Annotated in this window: 16 protein-coding genes and 1 tRNA gene; 2 read left to right on the top strand and 15 right to left on the bottom strand. The window is 74.2% G+C overall.

The annotated features are described in order from the left end of the window. The first annotated feature begins 3 nt into the window (after window positions 1–3). Window positions 4–1,044, top strand: coding sequence for a hypothetical protein (locus Ae150APs1_RS00155; RefSeq protein WP_075294924.1), 1,041 nt, complete (start codon window positions 4–6; stop codon window positions 1,042–1,044). 428 nt (window positions 1,045–1,472) lie between these two features. Continuing rightward, window positions 1,473–1,955 carry a tyrosine-type recombinase/integrase gene (locus Ae150APs1_RS32460; protein ID WP_075294922.1) on the top strand — a complete coding sequence of 161 codons (483 nt, stop codon included), beginning with the start codon at window positions 1,473–1,475 and terminating at the stop codon, window positions 1,953–1,955. A 9-nt stretch (window positions 1,956–1,964) separates the two neighbouring features. Here Ae150APs1_RS32460 and Ae150APs1_RS00145 read toward each other — a convergent pair whose 3' ends face one another. From Ae150APs1_RS00145 to scpB, 15 genes are all read right to left on the bottom strand, one after another. Beyond that, window positions 1,965–2,582, bottom strand: a complete 618-nt coding sequence (locus Ae150APs1_RS00145; RefSeq protein ID WP_075294919.1) for a hypothetical protein — start codon at window positions 2,580–2,582, stop codon at window positions 1,965–1,967. A gap of 168 nt (window positions 2,583–2,750) precedes the next feature. Further along, window positions 2,751–2,824: transfer RNA gene (locus Ae150APs1_RS00140), tRNA-Pro, on the bottom strand. 27 nt (window positions 2,825–2,851) lie between these two features. Beyond that, window positions 2,852–3,619 carry a LuxR C-terminal-related transcriptional regulator gene (locus Ae150APs1_RS00135; protein WP_249266153.1) on the bottom strand — a complete coding sequence of 256 codons (768 nt, stop codon included), beginning with the start codon at window positions 3,617–3,619 and terminating at the stop codon, window positions 2,852–2,854. Then, a complete protein-coding gene (locus Ae150APs1_RS00130) occupies window positions 3,616–4,347 on the bottom strand; it encodes a DUF5995 family protein (protein WP_075294916.1) in 732 nt (243 codons plus the stop codon). The genes Ae150APs1_RS00135 and Ae150APs1_RS00130 overlap by 4 nt, the downstream gene beginning before the upstream one ends. 95 nt (window positions 4,348–4,442) lie before the next feature. Further along, window positions 4,443–5,009, bottom strand: coding sequence for a helix-turn-helix transcriptional regulator (locus Ae150APs1_RS33090; RefSeq protein ID WP_249266512.1), 567 nt, complete (start codon window positions 5,007–5,009; stop codon window positions 4,443–4,445). A 797-nt stretch (window positions 5,010–5,806) separates the two neighbouring features. Beyond that, entirely contained in the window at window positions 5,807–6,796 is a 990-nt protein-coding gene (locus Ae150APs1_RS33085; RefSeq protein WP_249266152.1) for a hypothetical protein, read from the bottom strand. Next, on the bottom strand, window positions 6,797–7,447 hold the full coding sequence (locus tag Ae150APs1_RS30165) for an ATP-binding protein (RefSeq protein ID WP_170918019.1): 651 nt from the start codon (window positions 7,445–7,447) through the stop codon (window positions 6,797–6,799). A gap of 51 nt (window positions 7,448–7,498) precedes the next feature. Further along, window positions 7,499–7,741 carry a hypothetical protein gene (locus Ae150APs1_RS00120; RefSeq protein WP_010231558.1) on the bottom strand — a complete coding sequence of 81 codons (243 nt, stop codon included), beginning with the start codon at window positions 7,739–7,741 and terminating at the stop codon, window positions 7,499–7,501. A gap of 13 nt (window positions 7,742–7,754) precedes the next feature. Continuing rightward, complete coding sequence (locus tag Ae150APs1_RS00115) at window positions 7,755–8,744, bottom strand: zinc-binding dehydrogenase (RefSeq protein WP_075294914.1); 990 nt, start codon at window positions 8,742–8,744, stop codon at window positions 7,755–7,757. After that, entirely contained in the window at window positions 8,744–10,153 is a 1,410-nt protein-coding gene (der, locus tag Ae150APs1_RS00110) for a ribosome biogenesis GTPase Der (protein ID WP_060576166.1), read from the bottom strand. The genes Ae150APs1_RS00115 and der overlap by 1 nt, the downstream gene beginning before the upstream one ends. Window positions 10,154–10,242: 89 nt before the next feature. Further along, window positions 10,243–10,932, bottom strand: a complete 690-nt coding sequence (locus Ae150APs1_RS00105; protein ID WP_075294912.1) for a lysophospholipid acyltransferase family protein — start codon at window positions 10,930–10,932, stop codon at window positions 10,243–10,245. After that, window positions 10,929–11,603 carry a (d)CMP kinase gene (cmk, locus tag Ae150APs1_RS00100; RefSeq protein WP_033200533.1) on the bottom strand — a complete coding sequence of 225 codons (675 nt, stop codon included), beginning with the start codon at window positions 11,601–11,603 and terminating at the stop codon, window positions 10,929–10,931. Before cmk ends, Ae150APs1_RS00105 begins: the two co-directional genes overlap by 4 nt. A 103-nt stretch (window positions 11,604–11,706) precedes the next feature. Continuing rightward, window positions 11,707–12,069, bottom strand: a complete 363-nt coding sequence (gene aroH / locus Ae150APs1_RS00095; protein WP_010241432.1) for a chorismate mutase — start codon at window positions 12,067–12,069, stop codon at window positions 11,707–11,709. Continuing rightward, the gene (locus Ae150APs1_RS00090) at window positions 12,069–12,830 is read right to left on the bottom strand and encodes a pseudouridine synthase (protein ID WP_010241431.1); all 762 of its coding nucleotides are present in this window, start codon (window positions 12,828–12,830) and stop codon (window positions 12,069–12,071) included. The genes aroH and Ae150APs1_RS00090 overlap by 1 nt, the downstream gene beginning before the upstream one ends. A 4-nt stretch (window positions 12,831–12,834) precedes the next feature. Beyond that, the gene (gene scpB / locus Ae150APs1_RS00085; protein ID WP_075301508.1) at window positions 12,835–13,593 is read right to left on the bottom strand and encodes an SMC-Scp complex subunit ScpB; all 759 of its coding nucleotides are present in this window, start codon (window positions 13,591–13,593) and stop codon (window positions 12,835–12,837) included. Between the last annotated feature and the right edge of the window lie 728 nt (window positions 13,594–14,321).

Genomic DNA, 14,321 nt, shown 5'->3' with positions numbered 1-14,321 from the left:
GCGATGCGAGCATGGGGCGTCACCTACGACACCGGCTTCACCAGCTGCGGAAGCACGACACACGAACCGTACGACCCCGCGGTCGTCGCCGAGGACATGCGGATCATCCGTGAAGAGCTTCTCGCCGACGCCGTACGGATCACCGGCGGAGTCGCCGACCGCCTGGAGACCGCCGCGCGGCACGCGGCAGCCGTCGGCCTGGAGGTCTGGTACTGCCCGTTCACCCATGACCTGACCACCGACGAGCTGTTGGCATTCCTACTGGACGCAGCCGAGCGCGCGGAGCGCATCCGACAGGAAGGTGCGGACATCCGGTTCCTCACCGGCTCGGAGATCAGCATCATGACGATCGGCCTGATGCCCGGGCAGACGCTGGCCGAACGATCCGCGGTACTCGCAGACCCGGCGCGTGTTCGCGAAATCCTCCCGGGAGTGCAGCGCAGGACCAACGCACTACTGGCCCGAGCAGTCGAGGGGGCACGCGAGCGATTCGGAGGCCTCATCGGCTACGCGTCACTCCCCCTGGAGGGAGTGGACTGGACGCCATTCGACTTCATCGCGACCGACGCGGGTTACCGCGATGCCGGCAACACCGACACCCTACCCGCGAACCTCGCCGCCATGACCTCGCACGGAAAACCGTTCGCAGTGACCGAGTTCGGTTGCGCAGCCTTCACCGGAGCCGCCGATCGGGGCAGCCGGGGCGACATCATCGGCTACGACGACCGGACAGGGCACGCAACGCACCTCACCGAGACCGTCGAGCGCAACGAATCCGAACAAGCCGCCTACCTCCTGGATCTCCTCCACCTCTACGACTCGGGAGGCGTTGACACGGCGTTCGTGTACACCTTCGCCTCCAGACACCTGTCGACCTCCGACCAGCCAGAGCAAGACTTCGACCTGGGAAGCTTCGGGATCGTCAAGCCCCTTACCGACGGACGCACCGGCAACGCCTACCCAGGGATGCCATGGGAGCCAAAAGCAGCCTTCTCGGCACTGGCCGAGTACGGCCGGACGCGGACCGTCCGACCCGAGACCTGAAGCTTCGACGAGACGCTGCGCACCAACCGTTCCCCCATCGAGGACCCTGCGGAGGTCGACTGCACTGCACGCCTACCGGCACTGACAACTCACCCAAGCGGCAGCGCGCAGCGAGATGCCACCGGGCAACTCGAAATCCGCGGAGACAAGATCCACTACTTCCGGCGACTCTCGACGTTCGCCGTCGCCCCTCGTGCACTGCGCGGACTCACCGACGCGCCCTCCACCGGTAACGGTCCGCCGTCGGCTTCTGCCGTTGAATTCCAGGAGTAGCCCGGGGGCGAGCCCGCTCCCCCGCGCCTTCTGAGTGCCATCAGGCGACCGCGCTTTCTCAGGCCGCCGAGTCCAGTCCGCTGCGGGCGTATATCGTCCTCTCTCTTCTCACCGGGGCTCGGACCGAGGAAGTGCGCGCACTGCGCTGAGGCGACGTGGACCTCGACGGGACTCCGAACGCAACTCCGCCGCTCCCGCCGTCGATCTCCGTCGTCAGATCGGTGCGGATCGGTGGAGACACCAAGACGCGGAAGTCCCGCCGTCGTCTTGGGATGCCACAGCGTTGCGTCACCGTGCTCCGTGACCACGCGAAACGGCCCGGGGCTGAAAGTGCACTGGACTCGCTCGTTTTCGCCACCCGCACTGTATCGGAGATGGACGCGCACAACGTCCGCCGCTCGTTCCGCAAGATCGCAGCCGCCGCCGGCCTGCACGCGGCCGAGTGGACACCTCGGGAGATGCGGCACAGCTTCGTCTCGCTGCTCGCGGACTCCGGGATGCCTCTGGAGGACATCTCCCGGCTGGTCGGGCACAGCGGGACGGCCATCACCGAGGCCGTGTACCGACAGCAGCTCCGACCCGTTCTCGAACACGGCGCGACAGCAATGGACGACATCTTCCCGGTCGTGGACCGCTAGTTCATCGGATCACGCAGTGGTGAGTCCGGGAAGTAGGTCGACGAGGGCATCGAGCAGCGCGGGATCCGACCGGTCCTGGCGAGGCTCGATGCCCGTCGGCACGCCCGACCCCGGCAGCCCCCACCACACACGCCCCGGCTCCAGTCCGTCCACAGCTCGGTACCACTCCTGCAACGGCTCACGTAGCCGCGCGTGCAGCTCGAAGCTGCGCCGCGACCTCGTCCGGTCGCCGGCCTTCCGCGCCCGCAACGTCGCCAGATCGGGGACGTGCACCAGCACGAGATCGGCGAACCCCAGCTGACCGGCCTCGAACGCCCGGTGCACTGCGCGCAGTTCACGCTCCCACCGCCCGATCGAACCCGCTCCGATCCGCGCCAGACACCAGCTGTAATGCAGCTTCAGCGGGTCGCTGTCACACACCGCGACACCACCTGCCGACTCGATCGCCCTCGCCGCAACCCATCGACCAATGTTCACCCCGACCCAGAAGGCCGCCTGGGTCTCCAAGTCCTTGCCGTCGGGCTCGCACCCTGTCGGGGCGTACTCCGGCACCACCGCATCCCCTTCGAACCGCGCACACCACGTCGTCTTCCCCGCGGCGCTGGGGCCCTCGACAGCGACGATCATGGCGCGTCGGCCTCCCGCCCATAGTCACTCAGCGGTTCGCGGGACTGGCCGAAACTTCGGGTGCGACAGCCGCGAGGACCGTCCAGGGACCACTGCACGATCACGAATCCACAGGTCAAACGCGTAAAGGCCGGTACCCGATGATGTCGGATACCGGCCTCCGGCCCGTCGGGACGACAGGATTTGAACCTGCGACCCCTTGACCCCCAGTCAAGTGCGCTACCAAGCTGCGCCACGTCCCGGCCGCCCCTCGCGGAGCGAGAGCAACACTACCTCACCCCCGGCGCCGGAACTCCGGGGGTGTCGTCCCCCGGGCCCAGGCTGCGCACCAGCGCCACGGCCTCCAGCTGCGACCCCACCTCGAGCTTCCCGAGCACCGCCCTGACCTGCGTCCGGACGGTCGGCAGCGACACCACGAAGTGGTTCGCGATGGCCTGCGCGCGCATCCCGCCGGCGAGGAGGTCGAGCACCTCCCGCTCGCGCCGGGTCAGTGCCGCCAGCCGGCCCCGGACCGACTGCTGGCGGGCGTCCCACTCCAGATACCGGCGGACGAGCTCCTCGCGCTGGGTCGGCTTCAGCAGCGACCGGCCCGCACGGGCCTCGCGGATGTTCACGAGCAGCGTGGGCATCGCCGCCGACTTCGGCACCCACGTGAATCCCCCGTGGTGCAGGGCCGCGCCGATCCGCAGCGGGTTGGAGCTCCCCGAGAGCACCAGGATCCGCCAGCCCGCGCGCCGCAGCTCGGGGATCAGCGGGATCGTGTCGACCCGGCGGCCCCGTTCGTCGCGGCCCAGGTCGAGGTCGAGGACGAGCAGGCCGGGGACGACGCCGTCGACGGCCCGCCGCACGTCGATCTCGGAGTGCGCGGGGACGAAGTGTGCGTCCTCGCCGTCCCGGCGCAGTGCCGTCGCCAGCGACGTGCCGACGAGCTGGTGGTCGTCGAGCACCAGCACGGCGCCGCTGGCGAGCGCGCCGCCACCGCCGTCGGCCGGTCGTGACCACGACACCCGCCCGTCCCCCACACGGGCGGGTGTCATGTCAGGGCTCCCGGTGTCAGGAGTCCCCGTCCGAGGAGCGCGGTGCGCAGGTCCAGGGCGTCGATCTCGCGCTCGTAGGCGGTCGGGCGCGACCGCCGGTCCCACAGTTCGAGGGCCTGTCGCCACGCGATCTCCCGGGGCAGCACGATCGCGATGCAGCAGCTCGCCCCGTCCCGGATGAGCGCGGCCAGGTGCTGGGTGACGACGTCGTGCACGGCCCGGCAGTCGGCCCGCTCGGCCGCTCCGGGCGCGCCGCGGCCCAGCACCGTGCAGGTGCGGACGACCGCGGCCGGCAGGTCGAGGTTCACCAGCGCGTTCGCCCCGACGACGGCGAGCTGCACCGGAGAGATCCGCCGCTGCGACCGCCGGTCGACCAGCACCGCCCAGGAGCGCGGCGGGACGCCGCCGGCGACCGAGGCCCGCAGCGCCTGCAGGTAGCGGCGGGCGAGCTCGACGTCCAGCCGGGCCAGGAAGTCCTTGTCGGGGACGTGGTCGTCGTCGAGCTGGGCCCTGATGTCCTCGGTGATCCGGAGGTGGAGCCGGTTGAAGGCGGCGACGCCGTCGCGGCGGCCGTGGTCCTCGACGAGCATCTCCTGCAGCTGCTCGAGGTGCCCGACGACGCCGTCGACGTCGTCCGGGACGGTCCCGAGCAGCCGGCCGATCCGCGGGGCGAGGTGTGGTGGGCCGGCCCCCGGCACGCCCGGCGGGCGCTCCGTCATGGTGGTCATCCGGGCCTCCCGGCGGGATCGGCGAGGAGACCAGCATCGACCGGTGCTCGCCCGACGCCATCGGGCGTATGCCTTAGACCGCGTCCGGGAGCGCCCTAATCCGGCACGCCCCCGTGCTCGACGACGCCCGCCTCCGGCAGGTGCCGCCGCAGCACGCCGGCGGCCTGGGTCCGGTTCGTCACGCCGAGCTTGGCGAAGATCCGTGCCAGGTGCGCACCGACCGTCTTGGGCGCGATGAACAGCCGGGCGGCGATCTCCTTGTTCGTCGCACCCGCGGCGAGGACCTGGAGGACCTCCAGCTCACGCCCGGTGAGCGTGCCCAAGGGGTGGTCCACCGGCGACGACGGCCCGGGCACGGCGACCGGGCCGCCGTTGCCCGCGGGCAGGTCCGGCAGGTCCGGGACCGCGATCCGGGCCCGCCGCGCGACGGTGGCGATCTCGGCCAGCAGGGGTTCGGCCCGCAGCGCCCGCGCCCCCGCCGCGGCCCGGGCCAGCTCGGCGGCACCGGTGGCCCGCCGGCCGGTGAGGAGGGCCTCGGCGCTGCGCAGCCGTGCGTACGCCGTCGGGTAGGGCTGGCCCAGCCGCTCCAGGAGGTCGGCCACCCGGCCCCAGGTGCCGGGGTCGGCGCCGGCGGTGGTCCGGGCGTCCTCCGCGGTGCACATCGCCTCGTAGGTGGCGAGGACGCCGCGCAGCGCCGGGTCGGAGCGTTCGCCGCGGGCGGTGAGCTCGCGGCGGTGGCGGCGCAGCCGGCGTACCGCACCGGCGTCGACGGGGTGCCCGGCGAGGAACGCCTCGGCCTGTGCCCGGGCGCCGTGCCAGAGCAGCGGCGCGACCGCGAAGACGACGTCGAGACCGGTCCCGACGTGGTCGAACGCCGTCCCGGGGCGGCCGCGCCACATCTCGAGGCCGGCGCGCAGGATCAACAGAGGGAGGCGCAGCTTCGGCAGGCCGGTCGATCCGGCGACGAGCTCGACGGCCGCGAGGTCGGTGTCGGAGCCGTCGAGGTCCCCGCGGCCCATCCGCAGCCGGGCACGGGCGAGCCGGAGCTCGATCATCTCCGAGCCGGCCGGTGCGGCCGCCCAGGCCGTCGCCACCTCGTGTTCGGCCTCGTCCCACGCCCCCTTGCGGAACAGCCCGTTCGCGGCCTCCGCGCGCAGCGACACCGCCGCCGTGCGGCCGAGGCCGAGCGCGGTCATGCGGTCGGCGCCCGCACGGGCCTCGGCGACGCCCTCGTCGAGGGCGTTGAGCGGGCCGGACAGGAGTGCCGCGCGCCGCAGCAGGCACTCCCCCAGCGTCGCCGGGTCGCCGGTCGCCTCGGCGATGCCGACGGCCTCCGACAGCGCCTCCATCCCGGCCGTGCCGTCGCGGGAGTGCGCCGCGCCGAACCCGAGCACCCCCAGCACCGACGCCAGCGCCCGCGGCTCGCCGACCCGCCGCGCCGGTACGAGCGCGCGGTGGGTCATCTCCCGGGCGGCGACGTAGTCGGCGCGCGCGAGCAGCGCCGACGCGTACCCGGCGAGGACCTCGGCGCGGGCGCCGTCGGCCGGGTCGACGGGCAGCGCGTCGGGGCGGACGCCGGGCACGGTGGCCGGGTCCCCGGGCACCGCGTCGGGGCCGGGGGGGGTTCGGGGAGCGCGGCCGCTGCCCGCCGGTAGGCCTCCTCCGCCTCCCCCGCCTGCCCCGCCGACATCAGGTAGCGGCCCAGCCGGGCGCGCAGCACGGCCTCGTCGAGCCCGGACGGGCCGTCCGGGTCGGCGAGGCGTTCGGCCAGCAGCGCGACCGCGGAGTCGTGGTCGCCCGCGAGGTCCGCCGCCGCGGCCGCCCGTTCCAGGTATCCACCGCGGGCGCCGTCCGCCCCGGGGACGGGCAGCGTCGCGGCCCGCAGCCAGTGCCGGTGCGCCTCGGCGTACCCGCGCAGCCGTTCGGCCTCCTCCGCCGCCGCCAGTGTCGCCTCCAGCGCCTCGGCGGGGCGCCCGGCCCGCTGCCAGTGGTGCGCCAGCCGGGCCGCGGTGCCGGGCCGTGCCACGGACCCGGCGACGGCCCGCGCGTACCGCCCGTGCAGCTCCACCCGCTCGGCGGGCAACAGGTCGCCGGCGACCACCTCGGCCATCAGTCCGTGCCGCAACGCGTAGCCGTCGGCGGCGGTGACCACGACGAACCCGCCGTCGACGGCCTCTCGTACGGCCGTCGCCAACTCGGCACCCGGTGCGTCCAGCACCGTGGCCAGCAGGGCGTGCTCGACGTCGCCGACGCCCGCGGCGACCGCGCGCACGACGTCCTGTGCCTGCGGCGACAGTCCCGCGACCCCGGCCCGGACCAGCTCGCGCACGGTCTGCGGCACGCCGGTCGGGTCCCCGTCCTGCACCGCGCGGACGGTCTCCTCCGCGAGGAACACGTTGCCCGCCGAGTGCGCCCACACCAGGGGTTCGAGATCGGGCCGGTCCGGCATTCACCGCCCGACCAGCTCGGCCAGCTCGGCTCGCGGGAGCGGCCCGACCTGGGAGAAGGAGACCGTGCGGTGCCGGCGCAGCTCGGTCACCAGCGGCAGCAGTACGGCGGGCGTCCCGCCGGTGGGGTCGTCGCGGTAGGTGCCGACGACGAGCACCGGCTCGGTCGCGAGGCCGGCCAGCAGGTAGGCGAGCAGGTCGCGGGTCGACCGGTCGGCCCAGTGCAGGTCGTCGACGACGAGCACCACGGGCCCCGGGCGGGCCGCCCGTCCGACGAGCGCCGAGAGCTGCGCGAGCATCCCGACCCGGTCCCCGACGGCGCGGCCGGTGTCGTCGAGCCGGTCGAGCGCCTCGGTGAACACCCCGGCGAGCGGCCCCGGCACCGAACGGGCGTGCGCCCGCAGGGCCGACACGACCGGCCAGAACGACGGCGCGGCGGCGATGTCCAGCGCCCGGCCGGTGAGCACGACCGCGCCGTCGGCCGCCGCCGCCCGGCCGAACTCGGTGACCAGCCGGGTCTTGCCGACGCCGGCGTCACCGCCGAGCAGCACGGCCGACGCGCCGCGCTCCGCGGTCCCGGCCAGCGCGGCGCGCAGGAGCTCCAGCTCGGCGCCGCGGCCGTGGAAGATCCGCTCGGCCGGAGTGTCGCTCACGGTGCACAGATTAGTGAGAGGGCATGTACCGATCCAGCCCGTCGGTCCGATTCATGCAGTGTCGGCCACGACCCACCGGGCGACGAGGATGCTGAGCCAGGCCAGCACGCGGGCGTCCGGCTCGCAGCCGCGCCCGTCCCACGGGTGCATCATGTCGGCGTACCAGGACGCCTCGGTGCGCGCGTCGTCGACCAGCTCGTCACCGCCACGGTGGGCCAGCGCGATCTCGCACGCCGCGCGTACGCGCCAGATCCACCATCGCTCGACCACCGTCACGGGAGCGGTCTCGGCCACGGGCCCCGATCGGTTACAACGGTGCCGCGGCGGCGTCGGAGAGGTCGAGGACGATCTTCCCCGTCACCTCTCCCGACCGGAGCAGGTCGGCCGCCGTGGCGGCCTCGGCGAGCAGGACCACCCGGTCGACGGTGGCGCGTACCCGGCCGTCGGCGACGAGGTCCAGCACCGGTGTGAGCGCGCCGGCGACGGCGGCGCGCTCGTCGGCGCCACGCACGCTGAACGTCGTGCCGATCAGCCGCAGCCGACGGAACGACAGCGTGTTCAGGTCCAGCGTCGCGGCCGGCCCGGCGAGGCGTCCGATCTGGACGGCGGTGCCGCCGATCCGGATGCCGGCGAGCGCCGCCGCGAGGTGGTCGCCACCGACGAGGTCGAGGACGACGTCGACGCCGGCCCCACCGGTCGCCTCGCGCAGGGCAGCGGCGAGCCCGTCGGTACCGACCAGCGGCTCGGCGCCCGCGGACCGCAGCGAGCCCGCCTTCGCCGGGGAGGTCGTCGTCGCCAGCACCGGGGCGGCACCGAGTGCCGCGGCGAGCCGGATCGCGACCTGGCCGACGCCCGTCGTCCCGCCGAGCACCAGCACCGACCCGCCGTCGAACCCGGCCTGGGTGACCAGCGCGTCGTGCACGGTCTCCAGCGCGACCGGGAGTGCGGCGGCGTCGGTCCAGGCCAGCCCGGCGGGGACCGGCAGCGCCCGCCGCGCGTCGACGACGGCGTAGTCGGCGAACGCGGCCGGCGCCGTCGCGAGCACCCGGTCTCCCAGTCCGCGGCCTGCGGTTCCCGGGCCCGCACCGACGACCTCGCCGGCGAGCTCCATCCCGGCCGTGAACGTGCCGTCCGGATCGGCGTGCGGGACGGGGTAACCGCCCGCCAGCGCCAGCAGGTCGGCCCGGTTCACGCCGGCCGCCCGGACACGGACGAGCAGCTCGCCGGGGCCGGGCTCGGGCACCGGCACCTCGGCGACGTCCCACTGCGGCCCGGTCCCGCCGCGGAGCGCGCGCATCACGAGCGCGGGCGCTTCTCGCGCACCCGCACCGACACCCGGATCGGCGAGCCGCCGAAGCCGAACTCCTCACGGAGCCGCCGCTCGACGAAACGCCGGTAGCCCGCCTCGAGGAAGCCGGAGCTGAACAGCACGAACGTCGGCGGACGGGTCTGCGCCTGCGTCGCGAACATGATCTTCGGCTGCTTGCCGCCGCGCACCGGCGGCGGGGTGGCGGCGACCAGGTCGCTGAGCCACTGGTTGAGCCGGCCGGTGGGCACGCGGGTGTCCCACGACTCCAACGCCCGGCGCAGCGCGGGCGCGACCCGCTGGGTCGCCCGGCCGGTCAGCGCGGACACGTTGACCCGCTCCGCCCAGCGGACGCTGATCAGGTCGCGCTCCAGCTCCCGGGTCAGCTGGTGGCGGCGCTCCTCGTCGACGAGGTCCCACTTGTTGAACAGGATCACCAGCGCCCTGCCTGCCTCGGCGACCATCGTCAGGACCCGCTGGTCCTGCTCGGCGATCGGCTGCGACGCGTCGATCAGCACCAGCGCGACCTCGGCGGCCTCGATCGCCGAGCTCGTCCGCAGGCTCGCGTAGTACTCCATGCCCGACGCCATCTTGACCCGCTTGCGCAGGCCGGCGGTGTCGACGAACCGGAACACCTCGCCGTCCAGGTCGACCAGGGAGTCGACCGGGTCGACGGTGGTGCCGGCGACGTCGTGCACCACCGACCGCTCCTCGCCGGCGAGCTTGTTGAGCAGGCTGGACTTGCCGACGTTGGGCTTGCCGACCAGCGCGACCCGGCGCGGACCGGCACCGGAGGCGCCGAAGTCGTCGCGCGGGGTCTCGGGCAGCACCTCGAGGATCGCGTCGAGCAGGTCACCGGAGCCGCGGCCGTGCAGGCCCGAGACGGGGTGCGGCTGGCCGAGGCCGAGCCGCCACAGCTCGGCGGTGTCGGAGGTGAGCCGGTCGTCGTCGACCTTCGTCGCGGCCAGCATGACCGGCACCTTCGCGCGGCGCAGCACCCGCGCGGCCGCCTGGTCGGTGGCGGTCGCGCCGACCGAGGCGTCGACGACGAGCAGGACGGCGTCGGCCGTCCGCATCGCCGTCTCGGCCTGCTGGGCGACGAAACCCTGCAATCCGTCCGCGTCCGGCTCCCAGCCACCGGTGTCCATCAGCTTGAACCGGCGGCCGTTCCACAACCCGTCGTAGACGACGCGGTCGCGGGTCACCCCCGGCACGTCCTGCACGACCGCCTCGCGACGCCCCAGCATCCGGTTGACCAGCGTGGACTTGCCCACGTTCGGTCGTCCCACGACGGCCAGCGTCGGGGTCGCCAGCACCTCGTCGGGGTCGATGCCGGCCGCGACGCGGCCCTCCTCGTCGACCGCCACGAACTCGGCGGGGTCCAGGCCCAGCCGGTCCATCTCCGCGCGGTCGGCGGCGTCACCGATCTCGACGCCGGCGGGGTACTCGTCCCCTGCGCCGGTGCTCGTTCCGCGTCCGCTGCTCTCGTTCACCTGTCACTCACGTCCCCGGCCGGATCGATCCGGCCGCTCTGCTGTCCCTCTCGGGACGTCTCCAGTTCGCGGACCAACGTCCGCAGTGCCGTCGCGACGGTGGTGGTCGCCGCGGCCAGTCCGGCCCGCCCGGGCTCCGACGGTGCCGGCAGCGGCTCGCCCACCAGCACGTCCACCCGCGGGCGGAACCGGCGCCCGCCCCCGTCCGGACGGCGGGTGCCACGCACCGCCACCGGCAGCAGCGGCGCCCCCGCGGCCCGGGCGAGCCAGGCAGCGCCCTGCCGGGCGGCGGCCACGTCGCCGGTACCGCGGGTCCCCTCCGGGAACACCGCGACCAGCCCGCCGTCGCGCAGCACGCCCAGCGCCGCCGTCAGCGGCCGCCGGTCGACGGTGTCCCGGCGGACCGGGATCTGCCCGATGGCCGGCAGCAGCACCGCCAGCGGCCCGGCGAACATCTCCGCCTTCACCAGGAACACCGCGCGCCGCCCGAACATGCCGAACAGCAGCGGTCCGTCGACGAACGCGCTGTGGTTCGCGACGACCACCACCGGCCCCCCGGCCGGGATCCGCCCGCCGCGCAGGAGCCGGACCCGGTAGAACGGCACCCACAGCCACGTCCCGATCCAGCGGGCCAGGTCGTGCAGCCACCCGAGCCCGTGCTCCGGCAGCGCACGGGCGGGGCTCACCCGACCAGCCCCCGTTCCGCGACGAGCTCGCGCAGCCGCTCCAGCACCGAGTCGGCCGAGAGCCGGTCCGTGTCGAGCACCAGCGCGTCGGCCGCCGCGTAGAGCGGGGAGATCCGCCGTGACGAGTCGAGCCGGTCCCGGCGCTCGACGTCGGCGAGCGTGACGTGCAGGTCGGACTCCCGCCCGGCCCGCGCGTCCTGCCGCCCGCGCCGCGCCGCACGGACCTCCGGCGACGCCGTCAGGTAGACCTTGAGCGGCGCGTCCGGCACCACCACGGTACCGATGTCACGGCCCTCGACCACGATCCCGCCGCCGTCCCCGGTCGCCGCCCGGATCAGCGCGTGCTGCCGTGCGACCAGCTCGGCCCGGACCTCCGGGACCGCGGACACGGCCGACACGAAGCCGGTCACCTCCGGGCCGCGGATGTCGGCCGACACGTCCTCGCCGTCCAGGGTGATCGACGGAGCCGCCGGGTCGGTACCGGACTCCATGCGTGCACCGGTCGCGACCCGCGCGATCTCCTCGACGGGGGTGTCCTCGGTCAGCCCGGCCCGCAGCGCCGCCAGGGTCGCGGCGCGGTACATCGCGCCGGTGTCGAGGTAGGCTGCCGAGCAGGCCTGCGCCAGCCGCCGGGAGACGGTCGACTTGCCCGTCCCGGACGGACCGTCCATCGCGACGACGCCCCGCAAGGCCACCTGTCCCCCATGAGGTCGAGCCGATGATTCCGCAGGGCATTCTCGCCGGTCCGGTGCGGTGCACCGGGGGCGGGGTGGCCTACTGCGGAAGATCGGTGCGCAGGGCGCGGGCCCCGTGCAGGTAGACGTGCCGCATCTCGGCCCGCGACTTCGGTGTGTCCACGTGGGCGAGCAGCCGCAGCACCCGCGGCAGCGCGCCCGGCACCGACATCTCGGTGGCGCACATCAGCGGGACGTCGGTGAGCCCGAGCAGCCGCGCCGCATAGGCCGGGAACTCCGCGGACAGGTCGGGGGTGGCGGTGAACCAGATCGAGATGATGTCGTCGGAGACGAGCTCGTTGCGTTCCAGCACCGCGCTGACCAGCTCGGCGGAACGGTCGAGGATCTGGGACCGCTCGTCGGCGTCGACCTGCGTCGCGCCCCGCAGCGCACGGACCGCCACTACAGCCCCACAGCCTTGTACAGCGACCCGACCTCGACCCGGTCCAGCGGACGGAGCTTGCCGGGCTTCTGGTTGCCGAGCCGGACCTCGCCGACGGCGGTGCGCACCAGTCGCTGCACCGGGTGCCCGACCTCGGACAGCATCCGCCGCACGATGTGCTTGCGCCCCTCGTGCAGGATCAGCTGCACGGTGGAGCGGCCGGGCACGGCGTCGACGAGCTTGAAGGCGTCGACGCGGGCGATGCCGTCCTCCAGCTCGATCCCGTCCCGCAGCCGCCGGCCCAGGTCGCGGGCGATCTTCCCCTCGACCTCGGCCAGGTAGGTCTTGGGCACCTCGTACGACGGGTGCATCAGCCGGTGGCCGAGCTCGCCGTCGTTGGTGAGCAGGAGCAGGCCCTCGGTGTCGGCGTCCAGGCGGCCGACGTGGAACAGCCGCTGCGCGGAGTTCATCAGCTCGACCCGGTCGGCGAGCAGGTCACCGACGCAGGGGCGGCCGAGGTCGTCGGACATCGTCGAGTGCAGGCCGACCGGCTTGTTCAGTGCCAGGTAGACCTGGTCGTCGCGCAGGGTGACCCGGGCGCCGTCGACGTGCAGGACGGCGGTCTCCGGGTCGATCCGGCGGCCCATCTCGCGGACGGTCTCGCCGTCGACCTGGACGCGGCCCTGGGCGATCAGCTCCTCGGCGGCGCGCCGGGACGCGACACCCGCGCGGGCCAGCACCTTCTGCAGCCGTACGCCGTCGGGGTCGTGTGCGGTACTCATTCGTCTATCCGTCCAGGTCGTCGATCGCGTCGATGTCGGGCAGCAGCGGCGCCAGCGGGGGCAGGTCCTGCACCGAGGAGAGCCCGAGCCGTTCGAGGAACAGCTCGGTCGTCCGGAACAGTGTCCCCCCCGTCTGTTCCTCGGTTCCCGCCTCCTCCACCAGCCCGCGGGTGAGCAGCGTACGGAGCACGCCGTCGCAGTTGACGCCCCGCACCGCGGCCACCCGCGCACGGGTCACCGGCTGCCGGTACGCGACGACGGCGAGGGTCTCCAGCGTCGCACGGGTCAGCCGGGCACGCTGGCCGTCGAGCAACAGCTTCTCGACGTAGGGGGCGTAGCGGTCGCGGGTGTAGAACCGCCAGCCCTCACCCACCCGCCGCAGGTCGATGCCGCGGCGGTCCGCGGTGTACGCCAGCGACATCCGGTTGAGGGTCTGCCGGATCCGCGACGGCGTCTGGTTCAGCGTCGTGGCCAGGGAACCCTCGTCGACGGGTGAGTCGACGACGAGGAGGAGGGCCTCGAGGGCGAGCTCCAGCTCGGTGTCGTCGGCGAGGTCGTCGGGGTCGAGGTCCTCGGCGTCGAGGTCGTCGGCGTGGGGCTCCCCGGTGCCGGGCTCCCCGGCGTCCTCGGCGGCGTTCTCGTCGGCGTCGTCATCGGGCCCGGCGGCCCCGGCGTCCTCGTGGCCGGCCTCGTCGCTCGGTGCACCGGACTCGCTCGGCTCCCCGGTATCGGCCCGCCCGGCCACCTCGGCCCGCTCAGCCATCTCGGCCCGCTCCTCGTCGGCCCGATCCGCCCCGTCGACCGGCTCCGCCACGCCCGGCTCGCTCTCTCCACCGCCGTCGACCTGCACGGCATGGCCCTGACGAGGGCCGGAACGTGCACCCCGATCACCGGGAACGGGATCCTCCACCGGGCCGGCGTCGAGCGTGACGTCCGGGTCCTCGGAGGAGCCCTGGCGCAACGCTCGGTCCGCCTCGGGGGTGGGAGCAACCGCGTGGGGACTGCGCGGCACCGTCCGGCCGATCAGGCGCATCAGCTCGGACGGGTCCTCCGGGTCGTCGGATCCCGGGCGGTCGTCCGGCTCAGTCACCGGTCGTCCCGGCCCTCTCGCCGTGCACGGTGCCGTCGTCCGCGGCGGGTCTGCCCACGCCGCCCGAGCCGGAGTCGACCGGGCCCGAGTCCCCGGAGTGGGAGTCGACGAGGTCGGAGTCGGAGTCGCCGTACTCGGGGTCGTCCACCCAGGTGTCGTCCGCGGCCGAGTCGACCGCGTCGGAGTCGACCGCGTCGGAGTCGTTCACCCAAGGGTCGTCCGCGGCCGAGTCCGCCCCGGGACCCTCGCCGTCGGGATCGTCCGCGGCGGGGTCACCGACGTCCTCGGAACCACCCGGAGCGGAACCCTCGGCACCGGAGCCGTCGCCGCCGTCGTCGACGCGGTTCTTCTTGCGCCGCCGCCGGTTCCGCGCCCGCACGGCCTCCTCCGCGGCCGCCGCC

Origin of the sequence: Pseudonocardia sp. Ae150A_Ps1 (assembly GCF_001932315.1) — a bacterium.
GTDB lineage: Bacteria > Actinomycetota > Actinomycetes > Mycobacteriales > Pseudonocardiaceae > Pseudonocardia.
The sequence above is the reverse complement of the archived record's forward strand: the minus strand, read 5'-3'. Positions and strand labels throughout refer to the sequence as shown.

Bases quoted from the DNA above. Each gene is read 5' to 3' on its own strand.
- Ae150APs1_RS33085 (WP_249266152.1), bottom strand. From the start codon at position 6,796: ATGCCGGACCGGCCCGATCTCGAACCCCTGGTGTGGGCGCACTCGGCG.
- Ae150APs1_RS00145 (WP_075294919.1), bottom strand. From the start codon at position 2,582: ATGATCGTCGCTGTCGAGGGCCCCAGCGCCGCGGGGAAGACGACGTGG.
- Ae150APs1_RS33090 (WP_249266512.1), bottom strand. From the start codon at position 5,009: ATGTGCACCGCGGAGGACGCCCGGACCACCGCCGGCGCCGACCCCGGC.
- Ae150APs1_RS00115 (WP_075294914.1), bottom strand. From the start codon at position 8,744: ATGCGCGCGCTCCGCGGCGGGACCGGGCCGCAGTGGGACGTCGCCGAG.
- Ae150APs1_RS00090 (WP_010241431.1), bottom strand. From the start codon at position 12,830: ATGAGTACCGCACACGACCCCGACGGCGTACGGCTGCAGAAGGTGCTG.
- der (WP_060576166.1), bottom strand. From the start codon at position 10,153: ATGGACCGGCTGGGCCTGGACCCCGCCGAGTTCGTGGCGGTCGACGAG.
- Ae150APs1_RS00130 (WP_075294916.1), bottom strand. From the start codon at position 4,347: ATGACCACCATGACGGAGCGCCCGCCGGGCGTGCCGGGGGCCGGCCCA.
- Ae150APs1_RS00135 (WP_249266153.1), bottom strand. From the start codon at position 3,619: ATGACACCCGCCCGTGTGGGGGACGGGCGGGTGTCGTGGTCACGACCG.
- scpB (WP_075301508.1), bottom strand. From the start codon at position 13,593: ATGGCTGAGCGGGCCGAGGTGGCCGGGCGGGCCGATACCGGGGAGCCG.
- Ae150APs1_RS00155 (WP_075294924.1), top strand. From the start codon at position 4: ATGCGAGCATGGGGCGTCACCTACGACACCGGCTTCACCAGCTGCGGA.
- cmk (WP_033200533.1), bottom strand. From the start codon at position 11,603: ATGGACGGTCCGTCCGGGACGGGCAAGTCGACCGTCTCCCGGCGGCTG.